Origin of the sequence: Sphaerisporangium rhizosphaerae (assembly GCF_042665155.1) — a bacterium.
GTDB lineage: Bacteria > Actinomycetota > Actinomycetes > Streptosporangiales > Streptosporangiaceae > Sphaerisporangium > Sphaerisporangium rhizosphaerae.
Genome location: NZ_JBHTCG010000002.1, coordinates 491758 through 512880 on the forward strand (window position 1 = coordinate 491758; position 21123 = coordinate 512880).

Genomic DNA, 21123 nt, shown 5'->3' on the forward strand with positions numbered 1-21123 from the left:
CACGGGCCTCGTCTCCTCCGAAGGCGCTCAGAGCGCTCGGGCGGCGAGCGCGGCCAGGTCGTAGACCGCGTAGTCGCCCGAGCGGTACACCGGCCGCGCGAACCCGCCGATGCCGAGGCCGTCGCCCGCCAGGTGCTCGTCCGCGAACAGCCAGCGCACGCCGTGGCGGTCGCGCATCTCCCGCAGGATCTCCCGCGAGGGGGCGGTGAACGCCGCGTCGTTCAGCCGGATCAGCCGCGCGTCCCAGAAGGGCAGGTACTCCAGCGGGACGCGCCCGTCCCAGCGGCGCAGGTTCGCCGCGGTGTAGGCCCACCCTTCGACCAGCACTCGCCGCTCGCTCAGCGCGGCCACCCAGAAGTGGTAGGAGGCGCACGGGTTCTCCTTCCCCCACTGGCAGTGGGCGTTGGTGGCCACCACGTCGTCCGCTCCTGAGTGGGCGCGCAGCCAGCGCGCGGCGGGGAGGATCCCATCGGGGACCGCCACGGGGGCCGGTGCGGCCGTGGCGACGTCCGCGCCTCCGGCGAGCCGGCCCGCGGACGCCAGCACCCGCGCGTGCAGGTCCGCCGGCAGGCCGATGGCCGCGAGCATCACGGTCACCAGCGCCCAGGCGCGCAGCGCTCCGGCGCGCACGGTGAGCACCACGCACGCGACCACGGCGACGGCCGCCAGCGCGACGTAGGGCAGGTACAGCGACGCGACCGGCCGCCCCTCGGGCAGGGGGACGCGCACCCCGCACGACAGGGCGATCGCGTACACGGCGGCGGCGCCCGCCGCGGCGGCCAGCAGCGTCGCCCGCAGCGAGACCCCCGAGCGGCGCAGCAGCAGCAGGATGCCGTGCACCGTGACGATCACCATGTACGGGTAGGCGCCCCACAGGAAGAACAGCTGGCTGCGGCACGGGTGCCCGAACAGGGTCATCGTGCCGAGCCCCGCGGCGCCCATGCCGAGCATGAGCACCACGCCCGGCCGGGCCAGAGCCCCGGCCCGGCTGAGCAGGCCGAGCGTCCCGCCCCACACGACCAGCCAGCACAGCAGGTAGACCAGGGCGATGCCGGCCGCCGCCCCGGCCGAGGGCAGCTCGGGCGCTGCGGGCCCGGTCACCTCACCCGTCCCGGTCAGCTCGGCGAGCGTCGTGCGCATCGTGAACAGCGGAGAGACGATCAGGCCCTGGCGCGCGCCGCCGAACAGCATGGTCTGGGCGTACAGGCACAGGGCGCCGGTCACGCCGAGCGCCGCGAGCGCCGGCCAGGGCGGGCGGCGGCGCCTGAGCACGCCCGCCGCGGCCACGGTCACCAGGCCCGCGCCGAGCAGAGGCAGGTAGGAGGCCTTGCCGCCCATGACGGCCACCAGCAGCACGCACACAAGGACCCATCGGCCGGTGCTCCGCCGCCCCTCCAGCAGCTCAACAAGGATGATCACGACCGGGGTGAACAGCATGGCGCCGAAGGTCTGGGTGGGGCTGGTCCACGCCAGGTCGGTGACGCCGCCCCAGGTGAACGACCCGTTGGTCCCCAGGTACAGGCTCGGCACCGCGACGAACAGCGTGCCCGCCGCGGCGAGCGGCCCCCCGGCCCACGAGCCCGTGACGCGGCGCCCGGTCATGCAGATCAGCACGAGCAGCACCGCCAGCATGGGCAGCGCGCCCAGGCGGAACAGCAGCACCAGCGGCTCCACGCCGGTGACCCAGCTCGCGGCGGCGTAGTGCGCGTACACGAACCAGTGGTAGAGCAGCGGCTCGCCGGCGACCATGGGCACCGTGGGCGGCATGTGGTGCCGCAGCTCGCCGACCAGCGCCAGGTGGAACGGCATGTCGACGGAGGCGACGCCGAGCCCCGGCCAGGTGAGGGCGTGGGTGCGGAAGAAGGTGGCCGCCCCCCAGGCGACCAGGAACGCCATCAGCAGCGCCAGCGACCACGACGCCCACAGCGGCGTCCGTTCCGGCTCCGCCGGCGACCGCCAGTGCCGGCGCAGCCGGGGGACGGCGAGAAAGGCCGCCACGACGGTGACCGGCCAGGCGAGCACCAGCAGTGGCGCCCCGGCGGCGCTGGCGGCCATGTAGCACAGGACCTCGACGGCGTAGCCGGCCGCCAGCCCGAGGGCGACCTCCTCGGCGCGGGTGCGCGCCCCGGCGTACAGGGCCCGCACCAGCAGCGTGCCGGGAAGCGCGAGGCCCGCGGCGACGTAGGCGGCGAACCGCGCCATGTCCGCGGCGGACACCCCGTAGTGGCTCAGCGTCGCCGCGGTGAGGGCCGTCACGGTCAGTCCCGGCAGCCACGGCGACCGGTGCGGCCGCCACCGGGGCGCGCGGTCCGCCTCGACGGCGGGGACGGCCTCCAGCGGGCCCGCGGGGCGGTCCTCGACGGACGGAGTGTGGGTCATGCGTGCAAGCTTGGCGAGACGAAGATCGATCGCAGGGCGTGGACGCCCACGCCGTGCGATGTCCTTGTCACTCCTTTATGTGCGCCAAACGGGACGCCGGGCAGGCGTTCGCCTCGACGGCGGCGCCGCCCGGCACACCGTGGGCGCGGTGCCACAGCTCGAACTGCAGCAGCGTCCACAGCCGGGACCCGTGGTCGCCGCCGTCCATGTGCCGCTGCAGCAGCTCGCGCACGGCCGCCGGCCGGAACAGGCCCCGCACCCGGGCGGTGTGGTCGGTGAGCACGTCGAAGGCCAGCTCGCGCAGCTCGCCCCGCAGCCAGGCGGCCAGCGGCACGCCGAACCCCTGCTTGGGCAGGTGCGCCAGCCCCGGGGGCAGCCACGGGGCCACGGCCCGTTTGAGCAGCACCTTGGTGTGGCCGCCCCGCACCTTGCACGAGTCGGGCAGCCGGGCCGCCCACTCCATCAGGTGGTGGTCCAGGAACGGCGAACGGGCCTCCAGCGAGTTGGCCATCGTCGTGATGTCCACCTTCACCAGCAGGTCGTCCGGCAGGTAGGTGAGGGTGTCCACGTCGAGCACCCGGCCGAGGTCGGTGCCTGCCGCCGAGGAGTCGAAGGCGTCCCGCAGCAGCGCGTGGCTGTCCACGCCCGCGAGCCGCTCGCGCAGCACGTCGCCGTAGATCCGCCACTTCTGCTCGGGGGTGAAGCACGACATCAGCCGCGGATACCGCTCGGCGGGGGGCGCCGCGGCGAACTGCATGAGCCGGCCCAGCCGCCGGGGGAGCCCGCCGAACTCGCTGCGCTCGGCCACCAGCGTTCCGGCCCGCCCGCACGGGCCGGCGAACGCGCGCGGCAGCGACGGCATGCGCCCCGCCCGGGCCATCAGCGCGTGCCGCCGGTATCCGCCGAAGCACTCGTCCCCGCCGTCGCCGTTGAGCGCGACGGTGACGTGCCGCCGGCTCATCTGGGCGACGTAGAAGCTCGGGATGGCCGAGGAGTCGGCGAACGGCTCGTCGAAGTGCCAGGCGAGCCGGGGCAGGACGTCCAGCAGGTCGGGCGTCACGACCAGCTCGTGGTGGTCGGTGGCATAACGCTCGGCGACCATGCGGGCCTTGTGCCGCTCGTCGTAGCGGTCGTCCTCGAAGCCGACGCAGAAGGTCTTGACCGGCTCGGCGCTCTGCATGGCCATCGCGGCCACCACCGCCGAGGAGTCGACGCCGCCGGACAGGAACGCCCCGATGGGGCGCTCGCTCACCATGCGCAGCCGGGTCGCCTCCAGCAGCAGTTCGCGCAGCCGCTCCTCGGCCTCGCGCTCGTCCACCGGTGGCCCGGGCGTGCGGTCGGGCCGCCAGTAGCGGCGCACGCTCGACCGGCCGTCCTCCCACACCAGAAGGTGCGCGGGCGGCAGCTTGTGCACGCCCTGGAAGATCGACCACGGCGCCGGGACGTACTGGTAGCTCAGGTAGTGGTGCAGCGCGACCGGGTCGATCTCCCGGCGCAGCGCCGGGTCCTGGGCCAGGGACTTCAGCTCGGAGGCGAACCTGATCGCGCCGGCGTCCGCCCACCAGTACAGCGGCTTCTTGCCGGCGCGGTCGCGGGCCAGCAGCAGCCGCCGCCGGTCGCGGTCCCACACCGCGAAGGCGAACATGCCGCGCAGCCGGTGCACCATCTCGTCCCCGTACTGCTCATAAAGGTGCACCAGGCACTCGGAGTCCCCGGCGCCGCGCAGCCGGTGCCCCTGGCGCGCGAGCTCCTCGCGCAACTCGGCGAAGTTGTAGATCTCGCCATTGAACACCGCGGCGACCCGGCCGTTCTCGTTGTAGACCGGCTGGTCGCCGTGCGCGACGTCGATGATCGCCAGCCTGCGCATGCCCAGCGACGCGTGCTCGTCGTCGTGGAAGCCCTCGCCGTCCGGGCCCCGATGGGAGATCACGTCGCACATGCGGCGCACCAGCGCCGGGTCGGGGCGGGACAGGGAGGCCGTGCCGGCGATGCCGCACATCTACTTGACGCCGCCGATCACGTACAGCCCCCGGTCGCGCCGGATCGAGAACTCCCGCAGGCCGAGCTCCCGCGCCCACCGCGCGAGGCGGCGGCGCGGCTGGGGCCGCTCGTAGCGCGGCGCGAGCCAGTCGAAGGTGTCCAGCACCGACCAGTTGCGGATCATCTCGGCGTCGGTCAGGCCGAGATGGCGGTGGTTGGCCACCGGGACCAGGCGCGCCAGGTACGGGCCGGCCTTCGGCACCGCGCTCAGCGCCATCGACAGCGGCAGCAGGCGCGGCACGACCTGGTCCACCAGGGAGTACAGGCGGGCGGGCGGGATGCGCTTGGTGACCGGGCGCAGCAACTGGCGCGGGTGAGGATAGGCGACCATCGCCGCGTAGACGTCGACGCAGAAACGGCCCCCGGGGCGCAGGTACCGGAACAGCGTCTTGAAGGTGCGCTCGACGTCGGGCGTGTGCTGGATGACCCCGAAGCAGAACAGGTAGTCGAAGGACTCCTCCGGGAACGGCGCCTCGTACACGCTGGCCTGCACCAGCCGCAGGTTGGGGAAGCGGCCGTTGGAGGCCGCATTGGCCTGGACGGCACTGGAGATGTCGAAGGAGGTCACCTGGGCGCCGGTCTGGCACAGCACCTCGGTGAAGCGCCCGGCGCCGCTGCCGCACTCCAGCAGCGTCCGGCCGTGCAGGTCCTCCGAGGACCAGCCGGTCGCGCGCAGCAGCCGGTCGCGGGTGATCGGCAGGCCGGAGTGGGAGTCGAGCTGGGTGAGCCTGTGGCGGTTCCACTGGTATCCGAAGCCCTCCGCGTAGGTGTCAGGGGGGACGAAGCGCGGAATCCCGTTCTCGACGGGGTAGGTGACCGCGCAGGCGTCGCAGCGCAGCCCTTCCTCGTCGCGGAGCCGGCCCCGGCACCGGGGGCAGCGCAGCGCGTGGCACCAGGAGATCCCGGCGCCCGCGCCGTCGGACACGTAGTTGGGAAGCGTCATCAGACTGCCAATCCAGCGAGACATGGAGGATGGCCGGAGCCGGCCGGGTCGTGCGACTACCAGGGTCATATTACGGAGAGTGACCATCCGGGCGCGTTCATGGCCCGGGCGTGTCTCTCCCGATGCCGTCACCAGGCCCGCGCGGAGGGCCGCAGGCTCCCGGCCTGGGCAAAGGGCGGCAAGGATAGGGCTGGGCGGGTGCGTCCGGAGGTACGGCCGAGCGCGCGTGTTGTAACGCTTGCGCGCATGAGCATGACGTGGCCTTTTCACGGCCGTTCGCTGGACTCCGACGCACTCGTCACGGGCGGCCGGGCGGCCGGGCCGTCGCGGTGGACCTGGACGCGCCGGATCACCTTGGGCACCTGTGTGGCGGTCGTGCTGACGACCGCGGGTCCCTGCGGCCTGGCGTCGGCGGCGGGATCGCCGTCCGGCGCCTTCCGCCGGGCGGCGGATTTCCCGGCCGCCTCCGTCCAGCCCATCACCGCGGCCGGACCCGCCGCGCGCGACGAGCGGGGAACGCCCGCCCCGGCCCCGGGCGAGGGGCCGGCGAGGCCGGGCGCCGGCGACCCCGGCGACCCGCCTTCGGGTGACCCGCCCGAAGGCGGCCCGCCCGAGGGGGGCCCGCCCGAGGGCGGCCCCGGGCGCCCCCACGATCCGCCCCCGGCGGACCAGACGGCCCCTCCGGGCACGGCGCCTCCGGGCACGGCCCCTCCAGGCACGGCCGAATCGGGCGCGGCCATTCCGGGCGCGGTCAATCCGGACACGGCCGCCCAGGACGCCGGCGTGCCGGGCCGGCGGACTCCCGGTGACACCACCCAGGGGCGGGCCGTTCCCGGTCAGGACGGCCCCGCACCGGCCTCCGACGGCACGCGAGCGGAGCCCGGGGCGGCGGCGCAGGACGGCACCGGGCTGGAGGAGGCGGCGGCGCGGCTGCGTGCGGCCCGGGGGCCCAGGGAGGGCGACACCGGGTGGCGCGCCGCGCAGAAGGCCTGGGAGAAGGCGTGGGACAAGCGGCGGCGCCGCGACATGCTGAAGGCGAAGGCCCGCCGCGCTGCCTGCCCGCCCACCTCGATCATCTGCATCGAGAACAGCCTGCCCGGCAGCCCGCCCAGCGAATGGGCCATCCCCGGCGCAGGTGACAGCAACATCCAGGGCTACGCCACCCAGATGAGCGTCAACGTCGGCGAGACGGCCCTGTTCAAGATCGACACCTCGGCCACGTCCTACCGGCTGGACATCTACCGCTACGGCTACTACGGCGGTCTGGGGGCCCGGCTGATCACGACGGTCAACCCGACCGCGACGCTGCCGCAGACGCAGCCCGCCTGCCTGACCGACCCCTCGGTCGGCCTGGTCGACTGCGGCAACTGGGCGGTGTCCGCCTCCTGGGACGTCCCGCCGACCGCCGTGTCGGGCGTGTACTTCGCCAAGCTGGTGCGCACCGACGGCACGCCCGGCGCCAGCCACATCACCTTCGTGGTCCGCGACGACGGACGGCACTCGGAGCTGCTGTTCAAGACCTCCGACACCGCCTGGCAGGCGTACAACGCCTACGGCGGCAACAGCCTCTACACCGGAAGCCCCGCCGGCCGGGCCTACAAGGTGAGCTACAACCGCCCCTTCACCACCGCCTGCTGCTCGTGCTGCCTGGGCGGCAACGAGACGTGGTTCTCCCTCGCCGAGTACCCGATGGTGCGGTGGCTGGAGGCCAACGCCTACGACGTCAGCTACTTCTCCAGCGTCGACACCGCGGCCCGCGGCGCCGAGCTGCTGGAGCACAAGGTCTTCCTGTCGGTCGGCCACGACGAGTACTGGTCGGAAGACATGCGGACGAACGTGGAGAACGCCCGCGACAGCGGGGTCAATCTCACCTTCTTCTCCGGCAACGAGGTCTTCTGGAAGACCCGGTGGGAACCCAGCATCGACGGCGGCGCCACGCCGTTCCGCACGCTGGTCTGCTACAAGGAGACCCACGCCAACCAGAAGATCGACCCGAGCCCGCAGTGGACAGGGTCATGGCGTGACCCGCGCTTCTCGCCGCCGTCCAACGGCGGCCGCCCGGAGAACGGGCTGACCGGCACGCTGTTCATGGTCAACGGCGTGGTGAACGACGCCATCGTCGTGCCGGCGGACTTCTCCTCGATGCGCATCTGGCGCAACACCGCGGTGGCGAACCTGCAGCCCGGCCAGGTGGTGACCTTCCCGGCCGGGACGCTCGGGTCCGAGTGGGACGTGGTGCCCGACAACGGGTTCGAGCCGCCGGGCCCGGTGAAGTACTCGCGCACGACCATCGCCACCCCGAACAAGTACCTGCTCGACTTCGGCAGCAACTTCGGGGCGGGCGTCGCCACGCACAACCTGCTGCTGTACAAGGTGGCGAGCGGCGCGCTGGTGTTCGGCGCGGGGACCATCCAGTGGTCGTGGGGGCTGGACGCCACCCACTCCAAGCCGGGCACGCCCACCGACATCACGATGCAGCAGGCGACCGTCAACCTGTTCGCCGACATGAACTGCCAGCCGGCCAGCCTGCAACCGGGCCTGGTCCCGGCCACCCCGTCCACCGACACCGCCCCGCCCACCTCGACGATCGACAGCCCCTCCACGGGCGCGTCGGTGGAGAGCGGCATCCCGGTCACGGTGCAGGGGACCGCGGCCGACACCGGGGGCGGCGTCGTGGCCGGCGTCGAGATCTCCTTCGACGGCGTGCGGTGGTTCCAGGCGACCGGCCGCACCGACTGGCAGTTCAGCTGGCTGCCGAGCGGTTCGCAGCAGAGCGTCACCATCAGGGTGCGGGCGGTCGACGACATCGGCAACCTGCAGGTCCTGCCCACGACCGTCACCGTGACGGTGACCACGCAGTGCCCCTGTTCCATCTGGCCGCCGACGACCGTTCCGGCGACCCTGAACAGCACCGACACCAAGTCCGTCGAGCTCGGCGTGAAGTTCCGGGCCACGGCCGCGGGCTACATCAACGGCATCCGGTTCTACAAGGGGTCGCTGAACACCGGCACGCACACCGGCAGCCTGTGGACCTCGTCGGGACAACTGCTGGCCACCGCGACGTTCACCAACGAGACGGACTCGGGCTGGCAGCAGGTGAACTTCTCGGTGCCGGTCCCGGTCGACATCAACACCACCTACGTCGCCTCCTACTTCGCGCCGAACGGCAGGTACTCCTACAACCTCGCCTACTTCACCACCGACGTGGTGAGCGGCCCGCTCACGGCGCTGGCCAACAACGTGGACGGCGGCAACGGCGTCTACCGGTACGGGACCTCCAGCAGCTTCCCGACCAGCACCTACCAGGCCAGCAACTACTGGGTGGACGTGGTGTTCACCCCGATGGACAGCCTCTGGACCAACGGCACCACCCCGGCGAACCCGGCCAATCCCGACACCACCCCGGTGACCACGGGCGTGAAGTTCCAGGCGTCCACGACCGGCGAGATCAGGGGCATCCGGTTCTACAAGGGGGTGCAGAACACCGGCACGCACATCGGCAGCCTGTGGACCACCGACGGCCAACTGCTCGCCAGCGCGACGTACACCAACGAGACGGCCTCGGGCTGGCAGCAGGTGAACTTCGCCACGCCCGTGCAGGTGAAGGCCGGCACGACCTACATCGCCTCGACCTACGTGGCCTCCGGGCACTTCCCGTACAACCTTCAGTACTTCACCACGCAGTACAGCAACCCGCCGCTCACGGCGCTCGCCGACGGCGCCGAAGGCGGCAACGGCGTGTACGCCTACAACGCGGTGAACACCTTCCCGCAGAACACCTTCCAGTCCGCCAACTACTGGGTGGACGTGGTGTTCGCCGCGTCGCAGAGTCTGTGGAACAACGCGGCGACGCCCGACATCGTGTCCCACCCGGACTCCGACCCGGTCGTGCTCGGCGTGAAGTTCCAGGCCACCGCCAACGGGACCATCAGGGGGATCCGCTTCTACAAGGGCCCGCAGAACACCGGCACCCACGTCGGCAGCCTGTGGACCACGGGCGGCCAGCTCCTGGCCAGCGTGACCTTCACCGACGAGACCGAGTCGGGCTGGCAGCAGGCGTACTTCGCCACCCCGGTGCCGGTCACCGCGGGCACGACGTACATCGCCTCGTACAACACCACCGCGGGGCACTTCTCCTACACACTGCAGTACTTCACCGGCCAGTACACGAACTTCCCGCTCCTGGCCCCGGCGTCCGACGCCTCCGGCGGGAACGGCGTGTACATCTACAGCCCGGTGAACACCTTCCCGCAGTACACCTACCAGGCGGCCAACTACTGGGTCGACGTGCTGTACGACCAGGGGAACGTGGGCGGCGCACCACGCGTCACCGGACCACCCGGGGCACGCCGTCCCGGCCCGCGCGTCCCTGAGACGCGTGTCGCCGGACCATCCGGGGCCGGGACGCGCCGTCCCGAGGCCGGCGTCCCTGCGCCGCGCGTCGCCGAGGTGCGCGCGGCCGGGCCGTCCGGGGCGCGCCGCCCCGAGCCGCCCGCCTGACCTGCCCGCACACCGAAGTGGCCCCGCTCGCGTCCGCGAGCGGGGCCACCGTCATCTCCACGGGTCTTCGGCCGTCAGCGCTCCGGGCGGCGCCCCCTGGTGATCAGCGAGACTCCGGGCAGCGACCGGACCGGCAGGTACCGCTCGGCCGCGATCACGGCGGACAGCGCCATGTTGACCAGCGGAGGCGTCTCCACGACATCGGACCCCGAGGTGTGCTTCCTGCGGCGCGCCACGACCGGCCGCAGCAGGACGTTCCAGCTCCACATCCGCTCGATGACCAGGCCTTCCCGCGAGAGCACCGAGCGCAGCCCGTCGCGGGTGTAGCGGCGGACGTGCCCGGAGGCCACGTCGTGCGCCGACCACAGCGCCATGTCGCACGGCACCGTGATCAGCGCGGTGCCGCCCGGACGCAGCACGCGCAGGATCTCCCGGACGGCCAGCTCGTCTTCCTCGATGTGCTCCAGCACGTCGAACGCCAGCACCAGGTCGAAGTGACCGTCCGGCAGGGGAAGGTTGCGCGCGTCGGCGTGGATGGCCTGCAGCCCGCGCTCGCGCGCCAGGTCGACGGCCGTCTGCGAGAAGTCCGCGACCAGCGCGTCCCAGCCGTGGTCGACCAGGACGCGGGTGTTGCCGCCCCCCGCCGCCCCGATGTCCAGCGCCCGCCCGGGCGGGCCGAGCCGCCGCAGCTCGCGCAGCTCGCGCGCGAGGAGGGCGCGTCGTTCGCGGAACCACCAGTGGCGGTCCTCGATCTCGACCGTGCGGCGAATCTCCGTGGCCTCCATGGCTCCTCCTAGTGACCCTAATGACCCGATGTCTTCAACGGCCGCCACCAGTCCCGGTGATCGCGGTACCAGCGGACGACCTCGGCCAGCCCGCGCTCGAAGTCGACCTCCGGTGCGAACCCAAGCGCCCCGATCTTCCCGCTGTCCACCGAGTACCGCCGGTCGTGGCCGGGGCGGTCGGCGACCGGGACGACCATGTCCCAGCCGGCCCCGAACGCGGCCAGCAGCCGCTCGGTCAGCGCGAGGTTGGTCAGCTCGACCCCGCCGCCGATGTTGTACACCTCGCCGCCGCAGCCCTTGTCGAGCACGAGCTGCACGGCGCGGCAGTGGTCGTCCACGTGCAGCCACTCGCGCACGTTGCCGCCGTCGCCGTACAGGGGGACGGGCAGCCCGTCGATCAGGTTGGTGACGAACAGAGGTATGACCTTCTCGGGGTGCTGGTACGGCCCGTAGTTGTTGGAGCAGCGGGTGACCCGCACGTCCAGCCCGTAGGTCCGGTGGTAGGCCCGGCAGAGCAGGTCGCCCCCCGCCTTGGCGGCCGAGTAGGGCGAGTTGGGCCGCAGCGGCGCCGACTCCTCCCACGACCCGCCGGCGATCGACCCGTACACCTCGTCGGTCGACACCTGCACCACCGTGCGCACGCCGGCCGCCAGGGCCGCGTCCAGCAGCCGCTGGGTGCCCTGCACGTTGGTCGTCACGAAGTCCGCCGCGCCGGCGATCGACCGGTCGACGTGCGTCTCGGCGGCGAAGTTCACGATCACGTCGTGGCCGGGCACCACCTCGGCGAGCAGTCCGGCGTCGGCGATGTCCCCGTGGACGAACGCGTACCCCGGGTGGCCGGCGACCGGCCGCAGGTTGGCCGGGTTGCCGGCGTAGGTCAGCTTGTCCAGCACCGTGACCCGCGCGTCCGCGCAGGAGGCGTAGGCGCCGGACAGCAGCGAGCGCACGTAGTTCGACCCGATGAAACCGGCCCCGCCGGTGGCCAGCAGCCTCATGCCCGCACCTGCACCCTGCTGTGGTCGCCCACCATCAGCTGCAGCGCGTTCGGCACGCCCTGCGCCCGCACCACCTCGACGTTGCGGCCGATCAGCGAGTAGGTCAGCCGGGAGACGCCCCGAACCGTCGACTCCTCGCAGACGATGGCGTACTCCACCTCGGCGTCCTCCAGCACGCAGCGCTCGCCGATCGAGGTGTAGGGACCGATGTAGGACCCGCTGATGCGCGCCCCCGCGCCGATCACCGCGGGCCCGCGGATCACCGACCCGCGCACCGAGGCCCCGGTCTCGATGACCACCCGGCCCGACACCTCCGACGACCCGTCGACGGTGCCGCGGATGCGCGGCTCGACGCCCTCCAGCACGATGCGGTTGCACTCCAGCATGTCCTGCAACCGCCCGGTATCGCGCCAGTAGCCGCTGACCAGGTGCGAGTGGACGCGAAAGCCGTTGGCGATCAGCCAGGTCACCGCGTCGGTGATCTCCAGCTCGCCGCGCGCCGACGGCCGGATCGCCCGGACCGCCTCGTGGATCGCGGGGGAGAAGGTGTAGACGCCCACGATCGCCAGGTCGCCGCGCGGGCGGGCGGGCTTCTCCTCAAGGCTCAGGATCTCCCCGGAGGGCCCGAGCTCGGCGACGCCGTAGAACTGCGGCTCGGCCACCTTGGTGAGCAGGAGCTGGGCGTCGTGGCCGGCGTCGCGGAAGGCGTCCACCAGGTCACGGATGCCGCCCACCAGGAAGTTGTCGCCCAGGTACATGACGAAAGGGTCGTCGCCCAGGAACTCCCGGGCGATCAGCACGCAGTGGGCCAGCCCGAGCGGGGCCTCCTGGGGGATGTAGGTGATCGAAAGGCCGAACGCCGAACCGTCCCCGACGGCCTCGCGGACCTCACGGCCGGTGTCGCCGATGATCACGCCGACCTCGGTGATGCCGGCGTCGCGGATGGCCTCCAGGCCGTAGAACAGCACCGGCCTGTTCGCGACGGGGACCAACTGCTTGGCCGAGGTGTGGGTCAGCGGGCGCAGCCTCGTGCCCCTTCCACCTGCCAGAACGAGCGCTTTCATCGCTCACTTGCCTTCCCGCGAGAACACATGGCCGATCGACGGGCCCGAATCTATGGGCGCTCGGACCACCTGGCCCCCCGACGTCCGCGGCTTTGCCGAACAATGGGCCCCCGGTTGCCGCCGCGGGGGGTCGGGTCACGCGGCCGCCGACGCCCGCGCCTGGTCCGTCCCCGTCCGTGCCCCTCTTCCCGCCCCGTCCGCTCGCGCAAACGGCTCCTCACGATCGGCAAAAGCCGGGCGGGCCCGTGCCCGGCGCGCGGCAACGCCGCGCCAAGGACACCGCGACGAGCCGCAGCGGTCCTGGCGTCCACCTGCGGCGATGTGGTCGGCTGCGGGCGAGAGATGATCGGGGGATCAATGTCGGTGTCGGTGGTCATTCCGTGTTACCGCTCCGCCCGGGTGCTTCCCACGCTGGTGGCAAGGCTGCTGCCGGTCCTGCGTGAGGTGTCGGTCCGGCACGAGGTGATCCTCGTCGTCGACGGCAGCCCCGACGACACCTGGCGGACCGCCGCGGACCTCGCGGCGCGCTTCGACGTCGTCCGCGCGATCCACCTGTCGCGCAACTACGGCCAGCACAACGCCCTGGTCGCCGGGATCAGGGAGGCCGCGTTCGACGTCGTGGTGACGATGGACGACGACCTGCAGCACCTGCCCGAGCAGATCCCGCAACTGCTGGCCGCGCTGGAGGGCGACCGCCTGGACCTGGTGTACGGCGTCCCGCACAAGGAGGAGCACGGGCTGCTCCGCAGCCTCGCCTCCCGGTCGGTCAAGGCCGCCATGGCGCTCGCGCTCGGCGTGCGCACGGCCCGGGCCATCAGCGCCTTCCGCGCCTTCCGCACGCCGCTGCGCGAGGGCTTCCACGACCTGTCCGGCCCGCACGCCTCCCTGGACGTCGCCTTCTCCTGGGCCACCACCCGCGTCGGCTCGGTCAAGGTGCACATGAACGAGCGCGGCCACGGCCGCTCGGCCTACACGCCGCGGCTGCTGGTCCGGCACGCCATGAACATGCTCCTCGGCTACAGCACCACGCCGCTGCGCGTGGCCAGCTACCTGGGCTTCCTCGTGGGCGTCATCGGGCTGCTGCTGGGCGGCTCGGTGCTGTGGAGCTTCATCGCCGGCGACACCACGGTGGCCGGGTTCACCACCATCGCCTCGATGGTCGCCCTGTTCTCCGCCGCCCAGCTCATGTCCATCGGTGTCCTCGGCGAGTACGTCGGCCGCATCCACGGCAGCGGCATGGGCCGCCCCACCTACGTCATCCGCGAACGCGCCGGCGCCCACATCCCCTCGGACCTCACCTACCACCCCACCCCCAAGCCCTACCGCCCCGGCGGCGTCAACTGACCCAAGGCGTCCCGGCGCCCGAAGCCGACGAGCCTTGACCGTTGAACCATGGTCTTCCTGTCTGTGCTGCCGCCTGCCCGGTGAGGTCTGGTCCGCCACCCGCTCGCCTGATTGACTGGCGCTGTGGTGACCTCCCGGTACTCGACTCGACGCTCTGGACGAGCTTTGGCGAAGCTGGTCCTGGTAACGCTACTGACGGGTGTCGTGCTCGCCTTGGGCATGTGGTGGCTGCTGACAGAGGGATGGGACGCCCTACTGGACGCCCTGCCGATATGGCTGCCTCATAGCCGCTGACAGCGCGAGCCGAGGCGGGCACGCCGACTTCCCCACGCTGTTCATCTCGTACGGAAGGCCATGGCGCCCGCGTCAACTCTTCGGCGTCCGGTTTCGGGCTTCACCGTCGGTGGGTGGAAGGGCTGGTCGCCAGATGGCCCAGACGGTCTTGCCCCGAAGGTGTCCGGCAGCAGGGTGACGCCACACTCGTGGGCCGAGCGCTCCGCGCCACGCGGGAGGCCGGCGAGAGTCCAGGGGCGTCCGCCTGGTCCGCCTTGATCCCGTAGGCGAGGCGTTATCTGGCCGTGCAGGTGATGGGCGACGGAGCCGCGACAGCGCCGCCGGACCAGCCGATCGGGAATTGCACCGTCACCGAATCGCCTGGCAGGAGTACGCCGTTCTGGGTGACGGTCACCGTGGATCCTGGCGGGTTGTAGCCGTTCCACTGCAGGTAGGTCAGCCCGTTGGGAACCTTGAAGACGACGGTCCACGAGGTGATGGGCAACGTTCCCGTGTTGCGCACCGTCAGTTCGCCCCAGGAGGCCGTCGTCCACTGGAGAAAGAACCGGATCGTCGCTTCGCAGGAGCGTGTACCCGTGGACGGCGACGGACTGGGTGACGGCGACGGCGACGGGCTGGGCGTTGGCGAGGGGCTGGGTGACGGCGAGGGGCATGGTGAAGGACTGGGCGAAGGTGAAGGACTGGGCGAGGGTGAAGGACTGGGCGAGGGCGAGAGGCTGGGGGAGGGGGAGGGGGAGGCGTTGGGCGATGGCGAGACGCCGGGCGAGGGGGAGACGCTGGGGGACACTGACGGGCTGGGTGTGGGCGACGGTGAAGGGCTGGGCGAAGGGGTGGGGCACGGCGAGGAGCCGCCCGGCGACGAGGCCGACGGGCTGGCCGACGGGGAGGCCTCCGGGCCGGAGGGTGAGGGGGACGGGCCGGATGGTGAGGTCGACGGGCCGGATGGGCCGACGGGCGGGATCCGGATGATCAAGTCGTCGCTGGGGCCCGGCGTCCCCCTGCCGTCGCGGTTGCTCGTCGCCACCCAGAGCCAGCCGTCCGGGCCGACCGCCACGGTGCGCAGCCGGCCCGGCCTCTCCCGCAGCTCGGCCACGGGAGTGCCCACCCTGTTGCCGCCGCTGACCGGCACCGTCCACAGACGCTTACCGGCGAGGGCCGCGGCGAACAGCGTCCTGTTGGCGTACGCCAGGCCGCTGGGGGACGCCTCGCTATCGCTCCAGGTCACCAGGGGGTTGGTGTAGCTCGGGTTACCGCACATGCCCTCGCAGGCGGGCCAGCCGTAGTTGTGACCCGGCCGGATGTAGTTGATCTCGTCCGTGGAGTTCTGACCGAATTCCGTGGCGTACAGCAAGCCGGCCTCGTCCCAGGCGAGCCCCTGAACATTGCTGTGGCCGTAGCTGTAGACCGGTGAGCCGGAGAACGGGTTGTCCGTGGGAACCGCGCCGTCGCGGGTGATGCGCAGGATCTTGCCGCCGAGGTTCGAGCTCTGGGCGTACGCGGGGTAGCCCGCGTCGCCCGTGGCCACGTACAGCATGCCGTCGGGGCCGAACGCGATGCGCCCGCCGTTGCGGGACTGGCCCCGGGGGATGCCGGCGAGGATCACCCGCTGGGTCTGCGGAGTGCTGAGCTGGAACCGGACCACCCGGTTGTCGGAGACGGAGCTGATGTACGCGTAGACCAACTGGTCCTGCGCGAACGTGGGAGAGAGCGCGATGCCGAGCAGGCCCCCCTCACCTCCGGGATACGCGTTCGGGACCATGGCCACCTGTATGGGCAAAGAGCCGGGACGCACCTGCGCGATGGTCGCGGTGTCGCGTTCGGAGACGAGGGCGCTGCCGTCGGGGAGGAAAGCCATGCCCCAGGGCACCTGCAGCCCCACAGTGGCGACCTGTGCCCGGGTGAAGTCGAATCCGCCTGTCCCCGCGCCCGCGGCGGCAGGCCGGGTCACGACGAGCGCCATGGCGGCGATCATGACGCAAAGGACGATGGAGAGTGCCGAGTACAGGTGCTTGGGCATCACACGCTCCGGAACGGGACGGAGGCTACCGGCTCGTCCCCATCGAAAGCGCCGGCCGCGCCCGGGGCAATCATCGGGCGGGCGACCGCTCGCCGACCTGCGCGTATGCCGCCGGCCGCGCCCCGGGACGGGAAACTTTCACGACCCGGCGCGAGGCGCCGTGGGTCGGCGGGCGTCCTCCGGCTGGGGCCACCAAGCAATCCGAGTCGCCGACAGACATCCTGGGTCAGATGACCACGATGCACCGTGCATGCACAGAGTCCGGATGGCTGCGACGGTCAGCGCGCCGATCTCCTCGTCGTGGATGAGCGGCCAGGTCGGCCATCGCGGTTCGGCGGGCGGCAGTTGATCGACGGGATCGCCGGTGTGATCGGTGCTATGACTTGCACTCCTCGAAGAACCACATCTGGTTCTGCCCCTCCCATCTTCCCCATACCGCTATCCGCGTTCCGGGGTCGGAGGACCCGCGGTTCGTGACTTCGAGATCTTTCTTACAGTTGGGGACACACACGCGGCAGGACAGCGCGACCGCCTCTTCCTCCCACACGTGCCACTCGAACGGGGATTCCCGCAGAAGGGCGCCGTCGTCATTCTTCGGCTGATGATCGGTGCTGAGGTATGTACCTGTTCCGACGTTCCGCAGGGTCCACCCGTCCCCGATCCGGTTGAGCTGCCACATCTGGGTGTCGCTGTCATTCGAAGGGTTTCCGATGGCATGGACCGTGCCGCCGTTCTCGGCGATATCGATATAGGTGCCGGACTTCGCGTTCCGTATTCTGTACACTTTTCCTGATTCGATGTCAGTCAAGTTGCGCGTCCTTTCCTGAACCCCTTCGATCCTCGAGTCATCTTGCCGCACATGTTCTTTTCCGACCACTTACCAGGCGGCAACATTCGACAGGTGACCCCTACGGATCTCGTGCCCGCTCGACGGCGGATCGCGCGAGATCGCCCTCCCGCGCGATCCGGCGCCCGGCCGCCCTCCCGCCCGCGACCTTATGGGCTTGGCGCGCTCAGCCGTCCAGTGCGCGGGTCTTGAGGCCGGTCACGAAAGCCGACCACTCAGCCGGCGCGAAGGTCAGGTTCGAGCCGGTCGGGATCTTGCTGTCCCTGACGGCGACGCACCCGGGCAGGTTTGATGCGACCTCGACGCAGTTGCCGGTGTCGCCGCTATACGTGCTTTTGCGCCACTGTGCGCCCAGAGGGTCACCCATGGTCCACCACTTTCCGTATGAGCTTGACCGACTGCCTGAACGGTAGAGCCTCAGCCCGAATTGCGTCATATCTGGTCGAAAGTTGGCCGATGACCTGCCGGTCTTCAAGGGTGCGTCCTACAGGCTGCGCATCCGCGTATGCGGCGTAGGCCGTTCCGTTCCGTTCTGCGATGATGAACCCGCCTATCAGCCCGCAGTGCGCCTCAGCCTCGTACGGGACGACTTGGATGGTCACGTGGGGGTGCTCGGCGACTTCGAGCACGGACTGTAGCTGTGCGCGCATCACCTCTTCGCCACCGATGGACCGGTGAAGCACCGCCTCATCCAGAACGATGCTGATCAGCGGGGGATCGTCGCGGTTGAGAATGGTCTGCCGCCGCATGCGGCCGGCCAGGCGTTGGTCGATCTCCTCGCGGGTGATGCCCGGAGAGGTCGCGAACATCTCACGGGCGTACGCCTCCGTCTGAAGCAGGCCGGGGATGAGCACCGGTTCCCAGCTCTTCAGCCCTGTGGCGTCCGCCTCCTCTTCCAGCCAGGGCCGGAAATACGCAGGCGCCGTGTTCCAGGTCGTGGCCATGTAGAGGTTCATCAGCGTGCCGTCCAGACCGAGGACTCTGTCGCACTCGCGTGCGAAGGCTTCGGTCGGGGCTCTCCTCATGGCCTCGACCATGGCCACCTGGGAGTCCGAGAAGCTTATGCGCGCTCCGAGTGCCTTTTGTGTAAGGCCCGCAGTGTTCCGGTGGCGGCGCAGTTCTGCGGCGAAAATGGCGCGCGGTGCCTTAATGGGGCCGGTGTCTCTCGGAGCGGTCAAATCATGCCATCCAACCGAATCGAAGGTATTTCGGCTTGCTCACGCACCTACTCACATAAGTGTGGTGCACCGTGAGTGGGTTTACCTGGTGATCGTAGCTCGCTGTTGTCAATCTCATAAGGCGAAGTCATCTGCGACCCGCACTTCTCCGAGTGCGAAAGGCTGACAAATGAGGACAGGAAGTCTGCTGGGCGTCATGGATTTGGTTGGAGCTCCCGAGTCGGTGTCGATTGCGAGGGAGTTCGTCAAAGCGAAGCTCGGCAAGGATCATCCGGCTTTGGACGACGTGACGCTGCTGGTTTCCGAGCTTGTCACCAATTCTGTCCTTCACTCTAATTCGAGGAACGGCGGGAGGATCACCCTCGCTCTCGCCGACTGCCGCGACCTCGTCCACGTGGACGTGGTTGACGCCGGAGGTGAAGCGGCCCCCGAAGTCCGCGCCGACATGTACGCCGAGGGTGGCCGGGGCCTCATGCTCGTGGAGACGCTGTCGTACCGCTGGGCCGTCCACGACGACGCCGCCGGCAGGACGGTCTGGTTCCAGGTCAAGTACGAGCCGGCGCACGGCACACCGTCATCCCCGTGGCAGCGTGAGTCGGCCGATCCTGCCTGTGAATCGCACGCGAGCGTGGGCGTCGATCCATTGCCGGCCGAGGAGGTCCGCCCGTAGAGCGAGGGCGACGGCGTGGATCCGCTTCCCCCACGGGTGGCGGAAGTCAGCCCCCCTGCAACCCTCGCCGTCGCCCTCTTCCATCGCGGCTGATGCCGTGACGAAGGACCTCAAGGCACCTCTCGGCCTGTTCGGGGCCGGTGCTGGCGGCGGCGATCCCGGCGGCCAGTGTGAGCAGGTCGGACGGATCGAGATCGGCCCGCGCCGCGGCGGCGTCCTGCGCGCGCGCGAGGAGCTTGGACGCGATGGCGCGCATCGCGGTGTGCCAGCGGTCGAACAGCTCTGAGCGCTGTCCCTCCTGGTCGTCGGGGATCGTCAGCGCCAGGTCGCGTTTCGTCGCCACGTGGGCGAGAAAGGCGCCGAGCCACTCGAACAGCGCGTCACCAGGTGAGGCGTCCGTGAGCAGAGACTCCCCCTGGGAGCACAGCGCGGCCACCTCATCGGCGTAGACCGCGATGAGCAGTTCGCTGCGCGTGGGGAAATGCCGGTACATCGTGGCGTTGCCGATTCCGGCGCGGCGGGCGATCTCGTCGAGAGGGGCGTCGGCGCCGCGTTCGGCGAAGACCTCCCTGGCGGTCGCCAGCAAGCGCTCGTAGTTGCGCTGGGCGTCCGCCCGTCGAAGGCGGGGCGCCTGGGGCCGGTCCGGCGCGAGGCCGGCATCGAAGGATGGCATGGCCCTCCTTGCCAATCGGGGAACTCCCCGCTTACAGTACCGGAATCGCATAACCGGGGATATCCCCGGTTACCTGAGTGCTTCGACCCCGGAAAGGACGATTCGTGTCACACGAGATAGAAGAGGTCGCGTTACAGGTCTCCGCGGCCGAGGTACATCGACGCATCATCGAACTGGGGGGTGCGGGGCGGATGGAGGAGGCGCTGGCGCTCATCCATCCCGAGGTCATCGATCACCGCGGCGGCACGTCCGGCGACCACCATGGTCTGGACGCTTGGAAGGACAAGTGGGAGCACATGCACGACGGCTTCCAGGACGTCTCGGTGACGGTGGAGCACAACGTCGCGTCAGGCGACTTCTCCGTCAATCGTTATACCCTTCGCGGCACGCACTCCGCCTCGGGACGCCGCTACGAGGTGACCGGGCTTGACATGATCCGCGTTCAGAACGGCAAGCTGGCGGAACACTGGGCCTTGGCCGACCTGGCGGCGATGGGACGTCAACTGAGCGCCGACGACAGCGTCGAAGGGCCCGCACAAACGGACACGGGCCGGCAGATCCGGCACTGACCCGAGATTCGGCCGCGTACACATCGGACCACCGTTCGCGCGTCGCTCACCAGCGCAGCCTCGCATCGAACTCCCGAAAGATGCGTCCCAGGTCTCGCCTCCGAAGGTCGGGGGGCGTCCGGCCCGGGCGGAAATCCGCGTGCGAGGTGGTACGGGCGTTCCGTACGCTGCGGGGGTGTTGCCGGAGCTGGGGTGGCCTGCGATGACCCATCGAGAGGCCACGGCCGAGTTGGTGCTGGCGGGGTGGACGCCGTGCGGCGTCGGGGACTGGGCGGTCGGGCTGCGCTCTCCCGACGGCATGTGGGTGGCCAGGGTGTGCCCGTTCGACCCGGCCTATGCCGCCTTCCTCGAACTGTGCCGCCGCCGGCCCGGCAACCCCTACCTGCCGCGCGTCGTCTTCGACACCCCGCTGGACGGCGGTGGCACGCTGGCCGTGCTGGAGTTCCTGGCCCCGCTCGACCCCGCACGGGCGAAGGAGGTCGCCCGCCAGTGGCGGACGGGCGGGGGTGACGCCGCCCTGACCGAGGTGCGCCGGACCGCTGTCGAGGTCGACGCCGAGTTCCGGGCCCGGACGCCCTGGTGGGACGGCATCGATCTGAACCCCGGCAACGTGCGGCGGGCGCTCGACGGGCGGGTCGCGGTCATCGACGTGTTCTGCATGGACGGCGTCTCACTCTACGAGCAGATCCTCAAGGACGCCTCCGTGGTCCGCGGCAGGTTGCCCGAGAGCCGTCACATCCTCGACATTCCGTGCATCGCCCGCGAGAGCACCCCCGTAGAGATCGAGGCCCTGCGCCTGGCATGGCGGCGCCTGCCATAAGAGGC

The 21123-nt window shown here is 70.9% G+C and carries 16 protein-coding genes; 5 read left to right on the forward strand and 11 right to left on the reverse strand.

Going from position 1 to position 21123, the window contains the following annotated elements:
* Positions 1-27: 27 nt before the first annotated feature.
* The 3 genes from ACFQSB_RS04830 to ACFQSB_RS04840 form a co-directional block, all read right to left on the reverse strand.
* Positions 28-2379, reverse strand: coding sequence for a hypothetical protein (locus ACFQSB_RS04830; protein ID WP_380824448.1), 2352 nt, complete (start codon positions 2377-2379; stop codon positions 28-30).
* 67 nt (positions 2380-2446) lie between these two features.
* Positions 2447-4378, reverse strand: coding sequence for an asparagine synthase (glutamine-hydrolyzing) (gene asnB, locus ACFQSB_RS04835; RefSeq protein WP_380824449.1), 1932 nt, complete (start codon positions 4376-4378; stop codon positions 2447-2449).
* The gene (locus ACFQSB_RS04840) at positions 4379-5362 is read right to left on the reverse strand and encodes a methyltransferase domain-containing protein (RefSeq protein ID WP_380824450.1); all 984 of its coding nucleotides are present in this window, start codon (positions 5360-5362) and stop codon (positions 4379-4381) included.
* Positions 5363-5608: 246 nt separating this feature from the next.
* Between ACFQSB_RS04840 and ACFQSB_RS04845 the strand changes: the two genes are divergently transcribed.
* Positions 5609-9862 (forward strand): DUF4082 domain-containing protein, encoded by a 4254-nt coding sequence (locus tag ACFQSB_RS04845; RefSeq protein ID WP_380824451.1) that lies wholly within the window; start codon positions 5609-5611, stop codon positions 9860-9862.
* Between the two features lie 74 nt (positions 9863-9936).
* On the opposite strand, the gene ACFQSB_RS04850 is transcribed toward ACFQSB_RS04845, so the two are convergent.
* The 3 genes from ACFQSB_RS04850 to ACFQSB_RS04860 are packed head-to-tail and all read right to left on the reverse strand — an operon-like array spanning position 9937 to position 12706.
* Positions 9937-10647 (reverse strand): class I SAM-dependent methyltransferase, encoded by a 711-nt coding sequence (locus ACFQSB_RS04850; protein ID WP_380824453.1) that lies wholly within the window; start codon positions 10645-10647, stop codon positions 9937-9939.
* A gap of 17 nt (positions 10648-10664) precedes the next feature.
* Positions 10665-11642, reverse strand: a complete 978-nt coding sequence (gene rfbB / locus ACFQSB_RS04855; RefSeq protein ID WP_380824455.1) for a dTDP-glucose 4,6-dehydratase — start codon at positions 11640-11642, stop codon at positions 10665-10667.
* Entirely contained in the window at positions 11639-12706 is a 1068-nt protein-coding gene (locus ACFQSB_RS04860) for a glucose-1-phosphate thymidylyltransferase (RefSeq protein ID WP_380824456.1), read from the reverse strand. Before ACFQSB_RS04860 ends, rfbB begins: the two co-directional genes overlap by 4 nt.
* A gap of 357 nt (positions 12707-13063) precedes the next feature.
* Between ACFQSB_RS04860 and ACFQSB_RS04865 the strand changes: the two genes are divergently transcribed.
* Positions 13064-14050 (forward strand): glycosyltransferase family 2 protein, encoded by a 987-nt coding sequence (locus tag ACFQSB_RS04865; protein ID WP_380824457.1) that lies wholly within the window; start codon positions 13064-13066, stop codon positions 14048-14050.
* 568 nt (positions 14051-14618) lie between these two features.
* Here ACFQSB_RS04865 and ACFQSB_RS04870 read toward each other — a convergent pair.
* The 4 genes from ACFQSB_RS04870 to ACFQSB_RS04885 all read right to left on the reverse strand — a co-directional run bounded on the left by ACFQSB_RS04870 (position 14619) and on the right by ACFQSB_RS04885 (position 18386).
* A complete protein-coding gene (locus ACFQSB_RS04870; protein ID WP_380824459.1) occupies positions 14619-16361 on the reverse strand; it encodes a PQQ-dependent sugar dehydrogenase in 1743 nt (580 codons plus the stop codon).
* 376 nt (positions 16362-16737) lie between these two features.
* On the reverse strand, positions 16738-17169 hold the full coding sequence (locus ACFQSB_RS04875; RefSeq protein WP_380824461.1) for an RICIN domain-containing protein: 432 nt from the start codon (positions 17167-17169) through the stop codon (positions 16738-16740).
* Positions 17170-17374: 205 nt separating this feature from the next.
* Entirely contained in the window at positions 17375-17575 is a 201-nt protein-coding gene (locus ACFQSB_RS04880) for a DUF397 domain-containing protein (protein ID WP_380824462.1), read from the reverse strand.
* The gene (locus tag ACFQSB_RS04885) at positions 17568-18386 is read right to left on the reverse strand and encodes a helix-turn-helix domain-containing protein (protein WP_380824464.1); all 819 of its coding nucleotides are present in this window, start codon (positions 18384-18386) and stop codon (positions 17568-17570) included. The genes ACFQSB_RS04880 and ACFQSB_RS04885 overlap by 8 nt, the downstream gene beginning before the upstream one ends.
* Before the next feature lie 169 nt (positions 18387-18555).
* Between ACFQSB_RS04885 and ACFQSB_RS04890 the strand changes: the two genes are divergently transcribed.
* Positions 18556-19056, forward strand: coding sequence for an ATP-binding protein (locus tag ACFQSB_RS04890; protein ID WP_380824466.1), 501 nt, complete (start codon positions 18556-18558; stop codon positions 19054-19056).
* Positions 19057-19102: 46 nt separating this feature from the next.
* Here the strand turns inward: ACFQSB_RS04890 and ACFQSB_RS04895 are convergent, their stop codons facing one another.
* Positions 19103-19729, reverse strand: a complete 627-nt coding sequence (locus ACFQSB_RS04895; protein WP_380824468.1) for a TetR/AcrR family transcriptional regulator — start codon at positions 19727-19729, stop codon at positions 19103-19105.
* A 104-nt stretch (positions 19730-19833) separates the two neighbouring features.
* Between ACFQSB_RS04895 and ACFQSB_RS04900 the strand changes: the two genes are divergently transcribed.
* Positions 19834-20298: an ester cyclase gene (locus tag ACFQSB_RS04900; RefSeq protein WP_380824470.1), complete on the forward strand. Its 465-nt coding sequence runs from the start codon at positions 19834-19836 to the stop codon at positions 20296-20298.
* Positions 20299-20500: 202 nt separating this feature from the next.
* Positions 20501-21118, forward strand: coding sequence for a hypothetical protein (locus tag ACFQSB_RS04905; protein ID WP_380824471.1), 618 nt, complete (start codon positions 20501-20503; stop codon positions 21116-21118).
* Positions 21119-21123: the final 5 nt, after the last annotated feature.

Excerpts from the sequence above, each read along its gene's own strand:
- ACFQSB_RS04865 (WP_380824457.1), top strand. The coding sequence starts at position 13,064 with ATGTCGGTGTCGGTGGTCATTCCGTGTTACCGCTCCGCCCGGGTGCTT.
- ACFQSB_RS04905 (WP_380824471.1), top strand. The coding sequence starts at position 20,501 with ATGACCCATCGAGAGGCCACGGCCGAGTTGGTGCTGGCGGGGTGGACG.
- ACFQSB_RS04860 (WP_380824456.1), bottom strand. The coding sequence starts at position 12,706 with ATGAAAGCGCTCGTTCTGGCAGGTGGAAGGGGCACGAGGCTGCGCCCG.
- ACFQSB_RS04840 (WP_380824450.1), bottom strand. The coding sequence starts at position 5,362 with ATGACGCTTCCCAACTACGTGTCCGACGGCGCGGGCGCCGGGATCTCC.
- ACFQSB_RS04850 (WP_380824453.1), bottom strand. The coding sequence starts at position 10,647 with ATGGAGGCCACGGAGATTCGCCGCACGGTCGAGATCGAGGACCGCCAC.
- ACFQSB_RS04845 (WP_380824451.1), top strand. The coding sequence starts at position 5,609 with ATGAGCATGACGTGGCCTTTTCACGGCCGTTCGCTGGACTCCGACGCA.
- ACFQSB_RS04830 (WP_380824448.1), bottom strand. The coding sequence starts at position 2,379 with ATGACCCACACTCCGTCCGTCGAGGACCGCCCCGCGGGCCCGCTGGAG.
- ACFQSB_RS04880 (WP_380824462.1), bottom strand. The coding sequence starts at position 17,575 with ATGGGTGACCCTCTGGGCGCACAGTGGCGCAAAAGCACGTATAGCGGC.
- rfbB (WP_380824455.1), bottom strand. The coding sequence starts at position 11,642 with ATGAGGCTGCTGGCCACCGGCGGGGCCGGTTTCATCGGGTCGAACTAC.
- ACFQSB_RS04870 (WP_380824459.1), bottom strand. The coding sequence starts at position 16,361 with ATGCCCAAGCACCTGTACTCGGCACTCTCCATCGTCCTTTGCGTCATG.
- ACFQSB_RS04895 (WP_380824468.1), bottom strand. The coding sequence starts at position 19,729 with ATGCCATCCTTCGATGCCGGCCTCGCGCCGGACCGGCCCCAGGCGCCC.
- asnB (WP_380824449.1), bottom strand. The coding sequence starts at position 4,378 with ATGTGCGGCATCGCCGGCACGGCCTCCCTGTCCCGCCCCGACCCGGCG.
- ACFQSB_RS04890 (WP_380824466.1), top strand. The coding sequence starts at position 18,556 with ATGAGGACAGGAAGTCTGCTGGGCGTCATGGATTTGGTTGGAGCTCCC.